Raw genomic sequence first — 17,832 nt, 5'->3', positions numbered from 1 at the left:
TTTTTAATTAATCCAAAAATCTCTATTTGTGCAATCAGTAGAACTTCTCATGCAAATCAATAGCTTAAAATCAGTAATTAGTGAAGCTTTAGATTTTTCAGAGAAAAACAATTTGGTTCCGCTAATATCATTTTATTTAGAAGATGATTTATTAAAAAAAATGGTAAAAAAGCTAGATTCCAAATTAGGAGATATTTTCAAAAAATATAGTTATAGTAGAGATTTATTTATAAAAGAAGCAATAAAAATATTAAATACTGAATCAGAAGAAATTTTTACCCACTTTATTTATTATGCTATACCAATAAGTGAAAAAACTGAAATTATGATAATTAAAAATAATTGGATTCCTCCTAGAGCTGTAATATTAAATGGAAAAGTGAGATTCACTTTTATGCCTTATTCAAACATAGAAGATATGGAGAAAGCAATAAAAACTCAAAATGATGATGATATAATCGTAGAATTTGAGAATGGAATTGTGAAAAGTTATGATAGAAAAAGGAACATATTCACAGATTTTAGGAGTGTAACACAAGTATTACAATCGCGAAATAAAGTTAGTGTAAATTTATTCACATCACTAAAATCAATATTTCATCTTACAATTTTAAGCAATAATGTGTACCCATATAAAAATAAAATTGAAATTAATATGAGAAATGGAGAATTTTACTTTAACATAATTCAGGGAAAGGCTAAAAGAGATGATGTTATAAATGGTGATACTTTAACAGCAGAAAGCAAAGCAGAGTTATACTATGACTATAAGAAGAATAGTATAAATAAAGAGATTATATTAAATGGTTTAATTTACAAATTACCTAGTTTTTAATTAAAAATACAATACTAATAAATTAAACATCATACTCCGAATTCTAATGTAAATATGTTTTAAAAATATGTAGTGAAATATTAATTATTTTTCAAATTTACTTATATACCTCAAAAAGAATAAGAATATTGACAATTATGAGACTTAGTTGGGTTATAGGAGGAGCACAAGGTACAGGGATTGATACAGCCGCTAATATTTTTGGAAATGCAGTAGCCTCAGCTGGTTATTATATATATGGAAACAGAGAATATTATTCTAATATAAAAGGAAGACATAGCTATTTCTCTTTAACAATCAGTGATAAAAGAGTAAGAAGCAATACTCAAAAGATTAATATTTTAGTATCATTTGACGCAGAAACCATATTCCAACATTTCTATGATGTTAAAGATATTCTAATTTATAATAAGGCAGTTGAAACAACCAAAATTGATGCCGTACAATCAATGGAACCAGAATTAGCTGAAAGAATAAAGGATTTTCTAACTAAACAAGGGTACGAAGCTACAGTTAAGGGAGCTCTTGAATATGCAAGTAAAAATAACGTGACACTTATTCCAGTTAACTATGATGAAATAGCTAAGAAAGTTGCTGATGAAATGAAGGTTCCTTTATCAGTTGCTGAGAGAGTTAAAAATATCGTAGGAATTACAATCTCATATAAGTTACTTGGTCTAGATATAAATTACCTTATTGAAGCTATAAACAGTACTTTTAAGCAGGATCTTTATAGGAAAATGAACTCACTTGCAGTTAAAGATTCTTATGATATAGTTGAGTCAAGATACAATCTAAAACCGATTTCAAAGGAGAGAAGATTCTGGTTAGATGGTAACACTGCTGTAGCCATAGGAAAGATTTATGGAGGAGTAAGATTTCAATCATATTATCCGATAACTCCAGCCTCAGATGAAAGTGTATATATAGAGGCCCATCAGGATGTTTTAATGGAGGATCCAATAACTGGAGATAAAAAGAAGGGTACTATCGTTGTAGTCCAAGCTGAAGATGAATTAGCTGCAATAAATATGGCTATTGGTGCAGCACTAACCGGAGTTAGAGCTGCAACAGCTACTTCTGGTCCAGGTTTCTCTTTAATGGTTGAAGGATTAGGATGGGCTGGAATGAATGAGGTTCCAGTTGTAATTACTTATTATATTAGAGGAGGTCCTTCAACAGGTTTACCTACTAGGACTGCTCAATCCGATTTAATATTCCCCATATTTGCTGGACATGGAGAATTTCCAAAGATTGTTTTAGCATCTGGAGATCATGCCGAAGCATTTAAGGATGCTATCTGGGCATTGAACTTAGCAGAAAAATATCAAACACCAGTTATTCATCTTGTTGAGAAAACTTTGGCAAACTCTTATTCAACAATTCCTTATGAGGAACTTGAATTAGATAAATTGAAAGCGGAAAGAGGGAAGATTGTAGAGTCTGTAGACGCTAACTATAAGAGGTTTAAGTTAACTAATGATGGAATTTCTCCAAGAGCTTTCTTAGGTAAGGCAACAATGTACTATACTGGTGATGAACATAATGAAGAGGGACATATATCAGAGGATGTAGTTAACAGAACTTTGATGTATGAAAAGAGAATGAAGAAACTTGAAGTTGCGGATAAAGAAATACCAGAAGAGAGTAGAGTGAAGATTTATGGTGATTTGAACTCAAGAAACTTAATAATCACCTGGGGTTCACCCACTGGAGTACTAAGGGATATACTTGAAGAATCAACCTTCGATTTTACCCTACTACAAATTAGAATGTTCTCCCCATTCCCCAAGAATTTAGTAAACAAGCTTATGGAGGGAAGAGATAAGATAATTACTGTAGAAGGAAATTATCTTGCTCAAACTTCTCTCTTAGTAAAGATGTACACTGGTAAAGATGTTACTAATTCGATTTTAAAATGGAATGGTAGACCTTTCTTAAGGGATGAATTAGAAGACGCACTAATTAAAGTTATTAAAGATGGGGAAAAGAGGGTGGTGTTAAATGGCGGCATTTAAACCTCAATGGAATGATTGGTGCCCAGGCTGTGGTAATTTCGGAATTTTAAATGCTGAACAACAAGCGATAATTGAGCTTGGAGTAGATACCAAGAATGTAGTAGTAGTATCTGGAATTGGCTGCTCTGGTAAAATACCACATTTCTTTAGAACCCCAATCTCTGGAGTCCATACTCTACACGGAAGAGCAATTGCTTTCGCTACTGGAATAAAGTTATCTAATCCAGATTTAGTAGTTATTGTAAATGGAGGAGATGGTGACCTATTAGGAATCGGTGCGGGACATTTTGTAGCTGCTGGGAGAAGAAATATTGACATGGTTGTTATTCTTCATAATAACGGAGTTTACGGTTTAACGAAAGGACAAGCTGCACCAACATTAAAAAGAGGAGAAAAACCTAAGTCTTTACCTAGACCTAACATAAATGATGCAGTAAATCCAGTAGCTTTAGCCATATCATCTGGTTATACTTTCGTGGCAAGAGGTTATGCTTATGATGTAAAACATCTAAAAGAATTAATAAAGAGTGCTATAAAACATAAAGGATTAGCCCTAATTGATGTGCTTCAACCTTGTCCTACTTATAACGACATTAACACTAAAGAGTGGTACGATAAAAGAATTTATAAATTAGAAACATTGCCAGACTGGGATCCAGTAGTTAAAAAACCAGAAGAAGTAAATGAAAAAATAAAGAAAGCTATTGATAAAAGCTTAGAATGGGGAGATAGAATACCAATTGGAATATTCTATCAGAATGAACTAGTGCCCAGTTATGAAGAACGTATAAAAGCTAATTCACCAGCATATCTTGACTATACACCAGCTAAACAATTAATCGAAAAAGAAGGAAAATTAACCACTATAATTGACCCGTTACTAAAAGAAAGGGAAGTCGACTAATTTTAGTTGATTCAATTTAACTTTTTTACTTTTTTAGAAGAAGAATTAATCAATCATACATACTAGAATTTTATTTTATTCTCATCAAAATATACTTTTTTAAATGATGGAGGAAGCTCATTAATATCCTTTGTCGAGACTATTAGTACGCAACACCAATCCTTAAATTCCCACGGATCCGCATCTTTAAATATATAGTATTTTAATCTATCTGGAGCAGATGAATTTTCGATTATTCTGTAATCTTTTACGTTCTTAACAACCACATATACGTTATCTCCTTCAATTTCCTCATTAACTATATTCCATACTACTTTTCTATTCTTCACTTTTTCCCAAGGCTCGGATAATTCGGCTACCTTAAAGCCTGAAGGGGCTTCACCTATTACTTCAAGGATTTCTTTCATTTCAATATTTCCCTTATCATCTAGTATTACTAAAGTATCTCCTTTTGGATAATAAAGATAGTATTTATTCTCAGCATGACCTATAAGTATAACAAAGATTTTTTCTCCATTAAAATTAAGAAAATACTCGCTCATTAATCCAACCCCGCTATGAGAATATTGTTAGGATCTAATGCTGACTTAATTAATTTAAATGTTGAATATGAAAAACCAAAACATTTTTCATCATCTTGGCAACCTTTTTCTATTATCACTGTATATCCATTGTCTCTTAATTTTAAAGCATTAGGGTCACAAACTCTAACGTAACCTGCACCCACATATGCTATTCCTTTTTGAAATAGCCTTAATACTTCAATTTCTTCCCCCCTAGCAGTTATTATTCCGAGTATTTTTTCACATTCTAAGCCTATTTTTGGTAAGCCTTCACTAAAGTTAATTGAATATTCTTCGCTCACTTTCTTTATAAAATTGGCAAACCCACCAAATATTAAGTAATTTGTAATTTTACCACTATTTACAGTTGATAGTATTCCCCACGGTCTAAGAGAAATATATCTAAAAGGATCTTCTACCTCAGCATATGCTATCATTTCAGGTTTTGGAATTAGACGAAATATTAACTCTAAGTAAATTCCGAGGCTACCTAAAGCTCCAGATAAGACTTTCCATATTTTATATCCGCTAGAAAATTTTGTTGTTTTACTTCCACTTCTTATTATTTCTCCATTGCCAGTTACTATTTTTGCACCTAATATGAAGTCTTTAGGATAAGGGTAAAGCAATGAAAAAATCGATGGTTTATTTGTAGAGGCTAAACCACCTAAAGTACCAGAATAAGTAAATGGAAGAAATAACCCCTCGCTCTTTATAGCTTCTTCTAGCATATCCACAGAGACTCCTGCTTGAGCAACAACATATAAATCTGATTTTGAAATTTCTATTATTTTATTCAATTTAGACATAGAAATACAAACATCTGCAAAAAGCTGTTTACCTATATGATTTGTCCCTAATCCGAAAGGATGTACAGTTAATTTCTGCTCGTTAGCCTTTCTAATCAAATTAACTACTTCTTCATAAGAAGAGGGGTAATATATTTCTTTACAATCAGCATTATGTATAAGCAATTTAAACTACATAAATCAATCACTACTGATGCTAAAAAAGTTAAAAGAAATCGTTGGCGATAGATGGGTGATCACTACTGAGGATAAAAAGTTATATGGATTTGATGGCCTAACTGCAGTTAAAAAAGAACCAGAAGCCGTTATATTACCTGGTAATGAAGAAGAAACAATAGAAGTAATACGTGAACTTATACATAACAAAAAGAAGATTATAATTAGAGGATCGGGTACAAGTTTAAGCGGTGCTACAGTTCCCATAGAAGAGGATGAATATATAGTTTCTCTTTGTAGGCTAAACAAAGTTTATTCCCAAAAGGGGTTTGAAATAGAAGTAGGTCCCGGTATAGTTAACGCAATGGTAACAAAAAATGCACCGTCTCATTTATTTTATGCACCAGATCCCGCTAGTTTTCAAGTATCTAGTATTGGAGGAAATATCTCCCATGATTCTGGTGGTATTCATGTAGTGAAATATGGTCCAACGTTTAATAGCGTAATCTCGCTTAAAGTTATTCTACCAAATGGCGAAGTCGAAGAATTCTATCCAACTCCATATTTGAACCTATCTAGCTTATTCATAGGGGCTGAAGGAACTTTAGGTGCAATATTAAGAGCAAAATTGCGCTTATTTCCAAAGCCATTATCTAAGAAGACTGTGATTGGAATATTTAATAGTATAAAAGATGCGGGTAAAGCGATTATTAGTGTTTTTGAAAATGGTGTAATACCATCTGCATTAGAATTAATGGATAGAAATGCTATAAGGGCTATAGAAAAAAGTAGATATAGAGCTGGGCTTCCAGATGTAGAGGCTATACTTCTCATAGAATTAGATGGTCATAATATTCAGGTAAATGAGGAAGAGAGTAGAGTGAAGAGAGCAATAGAAGAGAATGAGGGAGAAGTAATAATACCAACTGATGACTCTAGATTCTGGAATGCGAGGAAAGGAGCATTTCCAGCTATGGGAACTATTTCTCCAGCTTATATTACATTAGATTGTAATGTTCTACGAAGTGATTTGCCAAATGTTTTAGAGTTTATATCAAGTGTAGCCGAAAGGTATAGAGTCTATATCGCTAACGTATTTCACGCTGGTGATGGAAACTTACATCCCTTAATCTCATATGATCCAGATGATTTTGATAGTTTTATGAGAGCTGTAAGAGCTAGCGATGAGATCGAAAAGTTTGTAATAGAACATGGAGGAGTTCCGTCAGGAGAACACGGAATTGGTATTGAAAAAATTAAATATATGAATATTTACTACAATGAAAAGGAATTGGAAATACTAAAGATGATTAAGAACAAATTTGATCCAAATAATTTGTTCAATCCTTGTAAAATGTTTGGAGGATGCAAAATAAAAAGTAAAGAAGTTAAGGTGCTTTGGGAATGGGATTAGAAGAGGAACTAAAAAAATGCGTACATTGTGGTTTTTGCCTAGAAGCTTGCCCTACTTATGTAGTAACAAGATCTGAAGTTCACTCTCCAAGAGGTAGAATAACTGCTGTAAAACTAAACATTCCTAGTGAGGGTATTGATACATGTATGTATTGTAGAAGATGTGAGCTAGCTTGCCCTAGCGGGGTAATATATTCTGAGATTATAACAAGAGTTAGAAAACCAAATACAGTACAAAAAGTAATGTTGAGACTATTAGAGAGACCTAATCTTCTTCCTTATTTTATACGAGGAGAATATGCTAAAAAGATTCCAGTTAAGGCTGAGAAACCTATAGAGTATAGAGACAATAATGAAGAGATAATTCTCTTCCCCGGATGTATAACCTCAATTTTCTTTAAAGAAACTGTGCAAAAAACACTAAATTATTTGAAGAGTCTAGGCTATAGAGTAAAGATATATAATGGTTGTTGTGGTTTAGCACATAAGAATGCTGGTGAATTAAATAGAAGTAAAGAGCTAATAGAAAAATTAAGGAAAGAGTTTCATGGAAGGACAATTGTTTCCTTATCTTCTAACTGTTCAGCCCATATGAAAGAGAATGGTTTAGAAGTATATGATTTTCCAGAATTTATAATCAAATTTAATCTACCTTTACCGAAAGTAGAAAGAAGGCTAACTATTCATGAACCTTGCCACGCTAATATTCTAGGGTTAAATAAGTATACAAGAGAAGTTCTTAGCAAGATGGGAGTTGAAATTAGTGAATCGGATGAACCTTCCTTCGAGTGCGGAGCTGGTGGTGATTATTTCCTATTTCACGAAGAAATTTCTGAGAAGGTAATGCAAGTAAAGAAAGAGAAGACTCTAAAAAGTGGAGTGAACACAGTAGTGTCTACAAATCCTAGTTGCTCATTAGCTTTTATTAAAATGGGACTTAAACCAATTCATATAGCAGACCTCCTTTAATATTTTTAAGGATTTTTGCTTTTATTACAACCTTTTTTAACTGGTAATTTGCAAACTGACTTAGAAGAGTATTATGTGAAGAATCTAAAATTAAGAGTCCTAACTTAAGACTCTAGACATGATAGTTACAGTTATTAACCAAAAAGGTGGTGTAGGAAAAACTACAACCTCGGTCAACTTAGCTTATACGTTTAGTAAAATAAAAAATAACGTAGCTTTAATGGACTTAGACCCAGAGGGAGGAGCAACAATCTCTTTTGGTATGAAGAGAGATAAGAAAGAACTTAAACTTGGAGAAAAAAGTGTAAATATATTTAACGTCGAGGTTTTCCCTTCTCATATAGGTTTACTTCAACTAGAACTAAATGGTGACATCGAAACTATAGTGAATGATTTAAAGAAATTATCGAATTCTTATGATGTTTTAGTTATAGATACGCCTCCAAATTTAGGTACGCTTTCAGTTTCGGCAATGATAGCAGCTGATAAGATTATTTCCCCAATAACTCCACAACCTTTATCAATAGAAGCTGCTAAGAATTTAGACTCTAGACTTACTACTCTGAAAAAACAAGCCATAGCTTTTACTAATATGTCAAAGAGAGCTGTAAAGATTGAATTCTCTTCTGTGAAGAGTGTAGAAATTTCTATTCCTCCCTCTAAACTCTTCTATGAAGCCTCTAGACTCGGAGTTCCAGCAGTCAGATATGAAGAGTTTAGAGTCAAGAAATTAAAATTCTCACCAATTTTTGAAGAATTAGCGAAACTGGTGTTAGAAAGTTGAGTGAATTAGATCTTATTTTTGGTAGAAAGAAAAAAGAAGAAAAGAAAGAGACTGAAATACAAGTAGAAAAAACCGTAGAAGAGAATAAAAGTATCACAACAAACCCAAATGAAGTTTCGAATAATAATATAGAAGAAATAATGAAAAAATTTATAGATAAAGATCCAAAGATTGGTATATGGAGCTATCCTTCATACCTTGTTCTACAATACCTTTATAACACAGTCCCAGGGTTCAAAATGAGTAGAACTGCTAAGGAAGCCTTAGAAAGAGGCTTAAAAGAAATGTATCCAGACCTCTTTCAGGTTGCAGAAAAAGTGGCTAAAGAAAATGGAAAAATCTAATGTCGTATTACACTACGGATGCTTTCACCATAAAAATTTTTTATTAGAACTATCTCCTCTTTGCCACTTTGTTGTAAAAAAGAAGTAGAGCAGAAATTAGTATCATACCAAAACTTATCAATATAAGTAAATAATCAATTTCTAACAATAAATTGTTTGGAATCACAACTAAACTGATAGGCTTAGTATTATTATTAATGAGAACGGCGGGTCCGCTAATTACACTATACGTGTTTGTCCCCTCAACTAAAGTTCCAGCAATTGATTGAGCACGTATAGGTCCGTTAGCTAAAACTTCCGCTTGGGAAATAGTTGTAGATTGGTACGGTTTTAATACAATCTCATTATAATTTAGAGTAAGCAGATAATCCCCCAATCCTATAGAGAACAATAGTAAGAAAATTCCAATAATTAATATTTTTTTCCATTTCACACTTTATATTTATTTCCTCGCCAAAATATATATTTTTGTCTTAACGCAAAAGGAGTAAGAATAAGAGCATAGAAAATAGCAAATAATGATGCTATTGCAGGAATAATATAATATCCTGTACGATAACCCCTTATAATATTTTTTAGAACCCATAGTATTAAAGGAGTGCTATAGATAGGGGATAAAAAAGATAAAATAAGAAAAACTAGCATGAAAACAGAGAGAAGAATAAATGCATGGAACCCTCTTCTTGAATACATATATACAGTTATCATCTGACGTTCTGACCATTTTATTAAATTTCTTTCATCAAATATATTGAGCGGAACAGCATTAATTATAAATCCTATATTTCCTCTCTCCTTTGCAATTCTTGTTAAGGTGCAATCATCGCACCAGTTCTTACTGAGCTCTTCAATAACATATTTATCGAAGAAATCTCTTCTGAACGCCATACTACCTCCCCAAAGGAATGTACCTCCAACGGCTTGTGACTCAAAACCAAAAGTCCAAAACCCTGCCCTTATGAAATTTCTTAAAGTTAGTTTATATGGTTTAGGCCATGAGAAAACTGTTGTAGCTACAAAATTAGATAAAGGTTTCACAAGCTCCTTAAGCCAATAGCTTGGATACCATGTATCTGAATCAGCGAATACTATGATATTGCCTGAAGCATATCTAAGGCCAGTTAATTGTGCCTTTATTTTTCCGCTACATAAACTACATACATCTTCACTCTTTATTATTTTCACACTATATTTTTTAAGAATAGGTACTGAAGGATCCTCATAATCATCAACTACATATATAACTTCGTAACGGGGATAATCTTGCGCTAAGAGGGATTTTATATTTTCTTCAAGATTAACATCTAATCCTTTGATTGGTATAATTACTGATGCGAACCCATTAAAGTCACCGTTAATTTTCTTTAGCTCAACTTCTTTGTATATTTGATATACTAATAGTATATCTGCTAGAATTGGTAATGGAATCAAAAATTCTATTAGCATCAATATACTCTAATCCTAACTTCTCAATCAGATTTAAAGCTTTTTCAGATATACCGGGAGATACTAGCGCACCTCTTGCCTTTCCATAACTCTCCAAAAAGAACATGTAGTATCTGTGAAGTTGAGAAACCGCTTGAAGTGTTGCCTTACTCCTCTTGAACTCTAATACAAAAGGCGTTCCAAACTTATCATATCCAAAAAGATCAACTATACCATAAGGTATTCTATATTCTCTCTGTATGGGTTTAAATCCTTCTTCTATTAAATTAGGATTTTCCAGTACTAAGTCTACTATATCTTTCTCTGTTCCTTTAATATCGAAATTACCGCTATTTACTTCAGCAGAGGTAAGATAATAGAGTCTTCTAAGAATAATATATAGTCTCTCTTTTGGTCTCTTTCTTATAGACTCTACACTTAATACTCCAGACTCTTTTCTCACGACTATTACACTACCAGGAGGTTGCCAATTTATTGGTTCCCTTTTAGTGTGTTCATGAACAATTACACTGCCATCAACCTTAATTATTATTAGCCTAGAAGCGAGAGAAGCATGAGAATAAGCTCTTCCTTCGTATTGAATTTCGCAATCACCAAACAACGTTATAAGATTGTTATACATGTTTTTAACAAGAAAATGATATGCTTCCTCCAAACTAGGATTTAGTAATACTTGAGTCACAGTAATACTAGGGGAAATTGCTTAAATAACTTTTTTCATGAAATTGACTATTTCATTTATTTCGCTAATTGTTGGATGAAGAGAGTAGAGTAAATTTCTATACATCGAAAAATCTTCAATCCACTCTTTACAGTCTAGAGAGTAGAAATGAGATATATTTCCATCTTCTGGTATGATAACTTTAGCACAACCCTTTTGTGATTGCAATTCCATAGTTATTTTTCTATTAGTAGTAAATCCGGGTTTATCTTTCATAAATTCTTTATTAACATCTATTAATATACTTATAACTTCAAAATCAAGATATTTTCTAGGATCTAGATAAATATCTTGCATTTCATCTAAGAATTTCATGAGAATTGAAAGAGGTAAATTATTTTGAAGAGAAAATTGAGCTATACCTTCCTTCATAATTTCAGAAAATTCTCTAACTATAGGCTTTATTTTTTCCTCTCCTTCAACGCCTTTTTTTACTAGCAAATTGTGCATATCAAAGAATTTTCCTTTCTCAAAGCTAACCCTGAATTTAGGTGAATTAAGTCTAATTATTATGTCATTATTTAACTTGCTATACTCCATACTGTAGAGTTTATAGTTGCAATTGAATAATATAGAGTCTTGATTACACTTAAAATGAAAACTAACTTCACTCATTAGGTACAGAATATAATATGATTGTTAATATTGTTTGAATTTAAAACTTTGAATTCTAATATTAAATTGATGAAATTAAAGATTGTACCGCCCCCCTCACCATATAAAGGAAAGAGGTATGCAGTAGTTTCAAAAAAGAACGCGGAGTATCTAGGAGATTATGCAAGGATTATAACTAAAACCAAGGAGATCGTACTCAAAGTAGGTGTCAGTAATAAAATTGATGATAACGAGATAGGAATTAGTAGACTTTTTATATCAGGGGAAGATGAAGCTGAGGTTGAACCAAAGAAGATAGAAGAGTCTAGAGAAGTAGTTATAAAAACGCCTTTAAGAATAGATGGATTAGAAGATTATATAAGGAAAATTTTATTTCAACAACCTATATATGAAGGGGAGAAAATTTTTATCCCATTTATACATGGTAAAATAGAGATCGAAATAAAAAAGGTAGATAATCAACTTGGTTTTATCGGAAAATCTACACTTATAATTTTAGTCTAGCACCACCATCTACTGGTATAACAACACCATTAACCCATTCAGCCTCTTCAGTTAATAACCAAACGATAACCCTTGCAAAATCTTCGGGAGGAGCTTTAAAATCGCCAAGCTTCCTCAATTTCTTCCAGTCCCTATCTGGTACAAAGTCTCCATCTATAAAACTTGGAGCAATTCCTACAACCCTAATTCCTCTACTCAGCAATTCAGATGCTAAAATTTCAACTTCTTTAGCTAAACCTGCCTTTCCAACAGCATAAGAAAGTTGTGTAGGATAAGCTGTATAAATACCCCTAATTGCTGAGACTAAGACTATAGTTGAACCTTCTTTTAATTTATTTAAGGAAGAATGTATAACATATAAAGGAATTTTAATATGGCTATTTATCATCTCATCTAAACCTTTTAAATCTTCTACAGTGTCTTCTATGTAACCTCCAACAGTTACAACTAAGTCAGTAAAATTACCAGCCTTTTCAACAACTTCCCTAGCCTTTTCCAGCGTTGATACATCTCCGACAACATAAGTTATCTCACCTATACTCTCTAGACTCTTCTTTATTTCTTTTAGTTTCTCTTCATTACGAGAATTAATTATAACACTGGCTCCCTCCTTAAGTAGAAAGTATGCAAGAGCATAGCCTAATCCTTTGCTCACTCCAACAATTAATACGCGTCTTCCTTTTAGTCTCATCTTACCCCACCTAGGTATGTTTTTAATTTATCCCCAGATATTATAGGCATACTACATTTATTTCCTATACATACAAAGGCTCTACTTATCCCTTTATTATAATTTATCATAGAACGCATATATGACGGGAGGTAGTCTTTCTTTGAATCATCTATTAATTCTACAACCTTCATCGGATAATATAAGGTTAAAGCTGTATCATGTAACCCTTCAGCTTTGCCATCCTTTTCATCTACAATAACTATATGGGCTACTCCTTTAAGAAAGCTCATTACACTAAACAAAACACCAGAAGTAAAAGCAGGAGAACTTTCATAAATTTTTACGTCTATTTTTTCCTCCGTTATTTGAGAGAGCTTAATGAGAGCTTTCAGCCTTAATGATTCTGGTGACTCATTAGGGGAATCGAGCACATAACCCTCTTTATCTTTTAGTGTTTGTGAAAGGGATAAAGCCATATCTTTATACTTATCATTTCCAGTTACCTCATAAGCAGCTATTAGTGCTAAAGTAGATGACGCATAGTCTTCCAGTAATCCTTCTTTGCCTCCTTCAAGTCTTCTTGTAATGTTCTTGCTTAACTTACTTACAATTTCTAATGCATCATTTAATCCAGCTTTTAGTATTGGATAAGTATATAGTAAAGCTTCTGCTACCCTAGAATTAGGATAGGTATATAAATTCTCGTCCCTAAAAGGCTTTTTCCTATTCTTCTCTCTATACTCTAGAAGTTTATTCCTTATTTCGTTTAATTTTTCCACAGAATAATATTTTGCAAGATCTCTGGAGTCTATAGTCCTCCTTAAGACTTTTCTTCCTTCTACCTCTTTACCTAGCTTTAAATTAAAGAATTTCAACCAAAAATCAATATCTTCACCTTTTAACGCATCAGAAAATTCTCCTTCAGTCCATGTATAATAATAACCCTCTATACCTTCAGAATCAGCGTCAAGACTGTTTGCAAAACCTCCTTCAATTTTCATATCTCTAACAAGAAAATTATACATAAGTCTCAAACAGTCGTATATGTCTGAATCTTGTGTTAGTTGGTATGCTTGTAAATAGTCTAATAAAAGCTCAGCATTATCTATAAGTAATTTTTCAAAATGAGGAACATACCATTCGTTGTCCACCGTATATCTGTGAAAACCACCACCAACTTGGTCGAATATTCCTCCATAGAACATTTTCTTCAAAGTAAAGAGAGAAAGCTTTCTTTCCGTATCACTACCAGTATAAAAAGAGTAACCTAGTAAAAGCTCATCTACTGTGGGATGCGGAAATTTCATTTCTCCTTGAAGTCCACCATTCTCGAAATCATAAACAGAAACAATACTTGAAATAGAGTTTTCTATTACTTCCCATTCTGGAGTCATAGTATTAAATTGCAGTTTCAAAGATGAAGTAGCCTTAACAACTTCTAATATCTTTTCTCTATCTTCTTTCCATACTCTCAGAATTTCTCTTAAAAGTCTCTTAAAACCAATTCTTCCGTATCTATCTTCTGGAGGGAAATAAGTTCCTCCGAAAAACACTTTCTTATCTGGTGTCATAAATACTGTTAATGGCCAACCAGATTCTCCGGTGATTGCGCTTACTAGATTTTGTAGCTCTCTATCTAAATCTGGAAGTTCATCCCTATCTACTTTTATCGCAACAAAATTTTCATTTATTATTTTCACGACTTCTGGATCGTTATAAGTTTCTTCGTCCATTACATGACACCAGTGACACCAAGAAGCACCAACATCAACCAGTACTGGTTTATCTTCTTTTTTAGCTCTCTCAAAAGCTTCCTCTCCCCAAGGATACCAATCAATAGGACTATTCACAGCTTGTAAAAGAAATGCACTTTTACTTTCTTTTAATCTATTCATTAACATATTTTAATGATGTATTAGAATAAATTTATTTGGATTATTGTTGTCTCTTTTTAAGAAACAAATAGAATGATAAAGCTATTAAACCAAGTCCTATACCAATAAATCCCTGAGAATTAGATACGTTATCCGCACTTGAGCTTTTATCATTAAGGAAAGTTATATTTAACGTTATATTATTATTAAGAGCTAGAATATAAAAATTTGTAGTAATATTGTTAATAAACATAGTTTTTGATGAGTAAATATAAAGAAGAGAATTATTTAAAGCATAAAACTCTGTTGATTTATTCATTATAATCGAAGACCCATTACTAAAAGTTACTCTAATATTTCCAGATCCATTAAGATTTAAAGAAACTTTTACAAATTCTGGTATGGCTGTAATATTAAGTGTTTCAGAACTATTTATAGCTCTAGTGTATTCGATGTACCTTGTCCCATTTATCTCCACATAGTAACCTGGATTTAAAGGAGAAACTGAAATTATTACACTTCTATTAAAAGTTAGGAGAGTAGAATTATGTAGGAAAATCGATGAGTCATTGGTAATTACTAAGACTTCCACGGGTCCTTTAATAATTATCTTTAATACATAACTATTAGTTACCGTGGTAGATAATACTACAAATATTAAAATGATTAATAGTGATAGCAGAAGTTTTCTCACATAATATCTCTAGAGTATTAAAAGAAGAGAGTAGAGTCACAATATTATTTTTCCCTTATCGTATACGGACTCATTAACTTCTTTATAGGGTAAAATTATTGTATCTCTATTTACAAATACACCATCATATATTACTACCTCATCACCCAAAATAACTGAATCTAATCTAACCCATTTTCCTAAATTATCTTTATCACCTAAGATACTATCTCTAATATAACTAAAACTATCGACTTTAACATCTTCCATTAATATACTTTGGTCTATATAAACACCATTACCAATGGACGTATTCTTACCAATAATACTATTAAATATGAATGAGTCCTCACTTATATTTACGCCACTACTTATATAATAAGGTGGAATTAGGTTAACTTTTTCACTTACTTTTGCTTCTTCATTAATATATCCCTTAGGATATTTTAAAGATAAAAGTTGTAAATTTATTCTTATGTAATCTGATGGTACTCCAATATCCATCCATAATCCATCATATTTATAAACAGCTATACAAGTATTATCAGATAGAAGTTTTGGTAAAAAATTCTTAGCTATACTTTGTCCATCTATTTTTTCTAATACTTTTTTCTTAAATACATATATACCAGCATTTATAAGATTAGATACTGGATTCTTTGGTTTTTCTATTATTTGTACTAAGCGTTCTCCCTCCGTTATTAAAACACCATATCTTCTAGGATCTTCTACAGGTTTTCCTACTATAGTTGCATCACAACCTTCTTTTTCGTGAAATCTAAGTAATGATTTTATATCCAATTCATTATAAATATCCCCGTATATTACAAGAACATCATCAGATAGATTATATCTTTGTGAGATCAATTTTAATGGTCCTGCATCTCCTAGTCTCTCTTTCTCTATTACTGGAATTACTTTTCTATTTTCACCTTCAATATGAGACAAAATTTTATCTGCCATAACACGAAGGGATAAATATACCTCATTTATTCCAGCTATTTCTAATGAATCTAAAATATAATCCAAAAGAGGCTTATCCAAAATGGGTAAAAGAGCTTTAGGTTTTGTGAGACTTAAAGGTCTTAATCTAGTTGCATATCCTCCAGCTAATACTATAGCTGAGACCATAAGAAATATAGGATACAAAGATAAAAAAATTACTTATTAAGATATTTCTGCAATTTTTTATCTGCTTCATCCCAATTTACTAAATTCCACCATGCGTTCACATAATCAGCTCTCTTATTCTTATACTGTAAGTAATACGCGTGCTCAAACTCATCTAATATCAATATTATTGGTAATTCAGCTATATGGTTCTGGAAATGGTTCTCGAATGTCATTATTTCTAAATTACCGGACTCCGTGTCATAATACAAGACTGTCCAACCAGTACCTGGTAAGCTATTAGCTGCTTCTGTGAATAACTGCTTGAATTTATCAAAACTACCATACTGTTTATCTATCAAATCTGCTAAAGCACCACCAGGTTTTCCTCCACCCTTACCAGCTGGAGCCATGTTCTGCCAGTACAATGCATGAAGCTTATGTCCATTAATATTGAATACTAGTCCTCTTAATAACCCTTGTATATCATATTGTCCAGAAGTGATTTCACCTCTAATTATCTTCTCTAGCCTCTCTAAAAATGAGTTTGCACCGTTGACATAGCCTTTATGATGTCCATTATAATGAACATCTATAATATCTTTACTTATATATGGTTCTAATGCATCTACCTTATATGGTAGTGGAGGTAATTCGTACTTTTTGAATTGTATTTGTATTGCCATAAAAGAGATTTTGGATAGTAGATTAAATATCTTATTTAGAATAACTACTAAATACTAATTTGATTTTAGTTGTATAAATGACGAGCTAATATATGGACTCTTCAATAGAAATATAGAAAAATGTTATTATTAAGAATTTTCTTCCTTTATTTAATGATGGCTATTATACAATCTTATACACGTAACAAAAGGAAAATACAGTTAATCTGCATTTAAATATTAAAATAAGTTAGGATAATATCACAATAGTTGTTCTTCTTATCTCAGAATCACATAAATTATTGAGAATCCTAAAACAGTTGTTCAAAATTTTTATACTACTTAATCTTCTTCCTCAACACCTCATAGAGGTGAGAGCGTTCAGTAATAAATCTTTCTGTTGAATTTCAAACGTAGTGTCAGCTAAGGTTACCACATGGGCCTATATAGGTTCCTCTATGAAGTGGCTCATTGTTGTCACCATCAATTCGGGGTTATATATCTCTCATTTGGTGGGAAGTCGAGTGGGGCAGAGACCACCCCAAGATTAGAATAGGGGATCCAACACAGAATGCCTCTGATCCCGTGGAAGAGAGGAGAGATAATAGGTGCTCCTCCCACAGTCCCATTAAGCCCTCAATCGATCTGGGAAGAGCGTCACTAACATCACTAAAAAATGTTTCAACAAAGGGGTATATGAATATAAGGGGGCTAACTATTCTCGCCTTAAAAAGGCAAGGCTTCTAGGATGTTGTG

General features: G+C 32.3%; 20 protein-coding genes. 9 read left to right on the top strand and 11 right to left on the bottom strand.

What is annotated here, in order from left to right; genetic code table 11:
* The first annotated feature begins 28 nt into the window (after positions 1-28).
* The 3 genes from D1869_RS12615 (at position 29) to D1869_RS12605 (ending at position 3,757) form a co-directional block, all read left to right on the top strand.
* Positions 29-835: a hypothetical protein gene (locus tag D1869_RS12615; RefSeq protein ID WP_156015397.1), complete on the top strand. Its 807-nt coding sequence runs from the start codon at positions 29-31 to the stop codon at positions 833-835.
* A gap of 137 nt (positions 836-972) precedes the next feature.
* A complete protein-coding gene (locus tag D1869_RS12610; protein WP_156015396.1) occupies positions 973-2,853 on the top strand; it encodes a 2-oxoacid:ferredoxin oxidoreductase subunit alpha in 1,881 nt (626 codons plus the stop codon).
* Complete coding sequence (locus D1869_RS12605; protein WP_156015395.1) at positions 2,840-3,757, top strand: 2-oxoacid:ferredoxin oxidoreductase subunit beta; 918 nt, start codon at positions 2,840-2,842, stop codon at positions 3,755-3,757. Before D1869_RS12610 ends, D1869_RS12605 begins: the two co-directional genes overlap by 14 nt.
* A 62-nt stretch (positions 3,758-3,819) precedes the next feature.
* Here D1869_RS12605 and D1869_RS12600 read toward each other — a convergent pair whose 3' ends face one another.
* Together D1869_RS12600 and D1869_RS12595 are read right to left on the bottom strand one after the other, a co-directional pair.
* On the bottom strand, positions 3,820-4,299 hold the full coding sequence (locus D1869_RS12600; protein ID WP_156015394.1) for a hypothetical protein: 480 nt from the start codon (positions 4,297-4,299) through the stop codon (positions 3,820-3,822).
* Positions 4,299-5,294: an FAD-binding oxidoreductase gene (locus tag D1869_RS12595; RefSeq protein WP_221267101.1), complete on the bottom strand. Its 996-nt coding sequence runs from the start codon at positions 5,292-5,294 to the stop codon at positions 4,299-4,301. The genes D1869_RS12600 and D1869_RS12595 overlap by 1 nt, the downstream gene beginning before the upstream one ends.
* A gap of 28 nt (positions 5,295-5,322) precedes the next feature.
* Here D1869_RS12595 and D1869_RS12590 point away from each other — a divergent pair, with 28 nt between their 5' ends.
* The 4 genes from D1869_RS12590 to D1869_RS12575 all read left to right on the top strand — a co-directional run bounded on the left by D1869_RS12590 (position 5,323) and on the right by D1869_RS12575 (position 8,795).
* The gene (locus D1869_RS12590; protein ID WP_184651012.1) at positions 5,323-6,699 is read left to right on the top strand and encodes an FAD-binding oxidoreductase; all 1,377 of its coding nucleotides are present in this window, start codon (positions 5,323-5,325) and stop codon (positions 6,697-6,699) included.
* The gene (locus tag D1869_RS12585) at positions 6,690-7,667 is read left to right on the top strand and encodes a (Fe-S)-binding protein (protein ID WP_156015392.1); all 978 of its coding nucleotides are present in this window, start codon (positions 6,690-6,692) and stop codon (positions 7,665-7,667) included. Before D1869_RS12590 ends, D1869_RS12585 begins: the two co-directional genes overlap by 10 nt.
* Before the next feature lie 118 nt (positions 7,668-7,785).
* Positions 7,786-8,451, top strand: coding sequence for a ParA family protein (locus D1869_RS12580; protein ID WP_010980379.1), 666 nt, complete (start codon positions 7,786-7,788; stop codon positions 8,449-8,451).
* Positions 8,448-8,795, top strand: a complete 348-nt coding sequence (locus D1869_RS12575; protein ID WP_156015391.1) for a hypothetical protein — start codon at positions 8,448-8,450, stop codon at positions 8,793-8,795. Before D1869_RS12580 ends, D1869_RS12575 begins: the two co-directional genes overlap by 4 nt.
* 49 nt (positions 8,796-8,844) lie before the next feature.
* Here D1869_RS12575 and D1869_RS12570 read toward each other — a convergent pair whose 3' ends face one another.
* Genes D1869_RS12570 through D1869_RS12555 form a run of 4 tightly spaced genes read right to left on the bottom strand, consistent with a single transcriptional unit; the run spans position 8,845 to position 11,502 of the window.
* Positions 8,845-9,228 carry a hypothetical protein gene (locus tag D1869_RS12570; protein ID WP_156015390.1) on the bottom strand — a complete coding sequence of 128 codons (384 nt, stop codon included), beginning with the start codon at positions 9,226-9,228 and terminating at the stop codon, positions 8,845-8,847.
* Positions 9,225-10,241: a glycosyltransferase family 2 protein gene (locus D1869_RS12565; protein WP_156015389.1), complete on the bottom strand. Its 1,017-nt coding sequence runs from the start codon at positions 10,239-10,241 to the stop codon at positions 9,225-9,227. The genes D1869_RS12570 and D1869_RS12565 overlap by 4 nt, the downstream gene beginning before the upstream one ends.
* Positions 10,165-10,923 carry an endonuclease NucS gene (gene nucS, locus D1869_RS12560; protein WP_156015388.1) on the bottom strand — a complete coding sequence of 253 codons (759 nt, stop codon included), beginning with the start codon at positions 10,921-10,923 and terminating at the stop codon, positions 10,165-10,167. Before nucS ends, D1869_RS12565 begins: the two co-directional genes overlap by 77 nt.
* 21 nt (positions 10,924-10,944) lie before the next feature.
* Entirely contained in the window at positions 10,945-11,502 is a 558-nt protein-coding gene (locus D1869_RS12555) for a hypothetical protein (RefSeq protein WP_156015387.1), read from the bottom strand.
* 144 nt (positions 11,503-11,646) lie between these two features.
* Here D1869_RS12555 and D1869_RS12550 point away from each other — a divergent pair, with 144 nt between their 5' ends.
* Positions 11,647-12,081 (top strand): hypothetical protein, encoded by a 435-nt coding sequence (locus D1869_RS12550; protein WP_156015386.1) that lies wholly within the window; start codon positions 11,647-11,649, stop codon positions 12,079-12,081.
* Here the strand turns inward: D1869_RS12550 and D1869_RS12545 are convergent.
* The 5 genes from D1869_RS12545 to D1869_RS12525 are packed head-to-tail and all read right to left on the bottom strand — an operon-like array spanning position 12,065 to position 17,097.
* Positions 12,065-12,772 carry an SDR family NAD(P)-dependent oxidoreductase gene (locus D1869_RS12545; RefSeq protein WP_156015385.1) on the bottom strand — a complete coding sequence of 236 codons (708 nt, stop codon included), beginning with the start codon at positions 12,770-12,772 and terminating at the stop codon, positions 12,065-12,067. The genes D1869_RS12550 and D1869_RS12545 overlap by 17 nt on opposite strands.
* Positions 12,769-14,655, bottom strand: coding sequence for a thioredoxin domain-containing protein (locus tag D1869_RS12540; protein WP_184651011.1), 1,887 nt, complete (start codon positions 14,653-14,655; stop codon positions 12,769-12,771). The genes D1869_RS12545 and D1869_RS12540 overlap by 4 nt, the downstream gene beginning before the upstream one ends.
* Before the next feature lie 34 nt (positions 14,656-14,689).
* On the bottom strand, positions 14,690-15,322 hold the full coding sequence (locus D1869_RS12535; protein ID WP_156015383.1) for a hypothetical protein: 633 nt from the start codon (positions 15,320-15,322) through the stop codon (positions 14,690-14,692).
* A gap of 36 nt (positions 15,323-15,358) precedes the next feature.
* Positions 15,359-16,432 carry a nucleotidyltransferase family protein gene (locus D1869_RS12530; protein ID WP_156015382.1) on the bottom strand — a complete coding sequence of 358 codons (1,074 nt, stop codon included), beginning with the start codon at positions 16,430-16,432 and terminating at the stop codon, positions 15,359-15,361.
* Positions 16,433-16,461: 29 nt separating this feature from the next.
* Entirely contained in the window at positions 16,462-17,097 is a 636-nt protein-coding gene (locus tag D1869_RS12525; protein WP_010980368.1) for a superoxide dismutase, read from the bottom strand.
* Between the two features lie 453 nt (positions 17,098-17,550).
* Here D1869_RS12525 and D1869_RS12520 point away from each other — a divergent pair, with 453 nt between their 5' ends.
* Entirely contained in the window at positions 17,551-17,823 is a 273-nt protein-coding gene (locus tag D1869_RS12520) for a hypothetical protein (RefSeq protein WP_156015381.1), read from the top strand.
* The last annotated feature ends 9 nt before the right edge of the window (positions 17,824-17,832 follow it).

It is taken from the genome of Sulfurisphaera ohwakuensis (assembly GCF_009729055.1).
GTDB lineage: Archaea > Thermoproteota > Thermoprotei_A > Sulfolobales > Sulfolobaceae > Sulfurisphaera > Sulfurisphaera ohwakuensis.
The sequence above is the reverse complement of the archived record's forward strand: the minus strand, read 5'-3'. Positions and strand labels throughout refer to the sequence as shown.

What these genes read in the sequence shown, in the direction of transcription:
- D1869_RS12610 (WP_156015396.1), top strand. Translation starts at nt 973, where the DNA reads ATGAGACTTAGTTGGGTTATAGGAGGAGCACAAGGTACAGGGATTGAT.
- D1869_RS12605 (WP_156015395.1), top strand. Translation starts at nt 2,840, where the DNA reads ATGGCGGCATTTAAACCTCAATGGAATGATTGGTGCCCAGGCTGTGGT.
- D1869_RS12600 (WP_156015394.1), bottom strand. Translation starts at nt 4,299, where the DNA reads ATGAGCGAGTATTTTCTTAATTTTAATGGAGAAAAAATCTTTGTTATA.
- D1869_RS12590 (WP_184651012.1), top strand. Translation starts at nt 5,323, where the DNA reads ATGCTAAAAAAGTTAAAAGAAATCGTTGGCGATAGATGGGTGATCACT.
- D1869_RS12585 (WP_156015392.1), top strand. Translation starts at nt 6,690, where the DNA reads ATGGGATTAGAAGAGGAACTAAAAAAATGCGTACATTGTGGTTTTTGC.
- D1869_RS12580 (WP_010980379.1), top strand. Translation starts at nt 7,786, where the DNA reads ATGATAGTTACAGTTATTAACCAAAAAGGTGGTGTAGGAAAAACTACA.
- D1869_RS12565 (WP_156015389.1), bottom strand. Translation starts at nt 10,241, where the DNA reads ATGCTAATAGAATTTTTGATTCCATTACCAATTCTAGCAGATATACTA.
- D1869_RS12555 (WP_156015387.1), bottom strand. Translation starts at nt 11,502, where the DNA reads ATGGAGTATAGCAAGTTAAATAATGACATAATAATTAGACTTAATTCA.
- D1869_RS12550 (WP_156015386.1), top strand. Translation starts at nt 11,647, where the DNA reads ATGAAATTAAAGATTGTACCGCCCCCCTCACCATATAAAGGAAAGAGG.
- D1869_RS12545 (WP_156015385.1), bottom strand. Translation starts at nt 12,772, where the DNA reads ATGAGACTAAAAGGAAGACGCGTATTAATTGTTGGAGTGAGCAAAGGA.
- D1869_RS12540 (WP_184651011.1), bottom strand. Translation starts at nt 14,655, where the DNA reads ATGTTAATGAATAGATTAAAAGAAAGTAAAAGTGCATTTCTTTTACAA.
- D1869_RS12530 (WP_156015382.1), bottom strand. Translation starts at nt 16,432, where the DNA reads ATGGTCTCAGCTATAGTATTAGCTGGAGGATATGCAACTAGATTAAGA.
- D1869_RS12525 (WP_010980368.1), bottom strand. Translation starts at nt 17,097, where the DNA reads ATGGCAATACAAATACAATTCAAAAAGTACGAATTACCTCCACTACCA.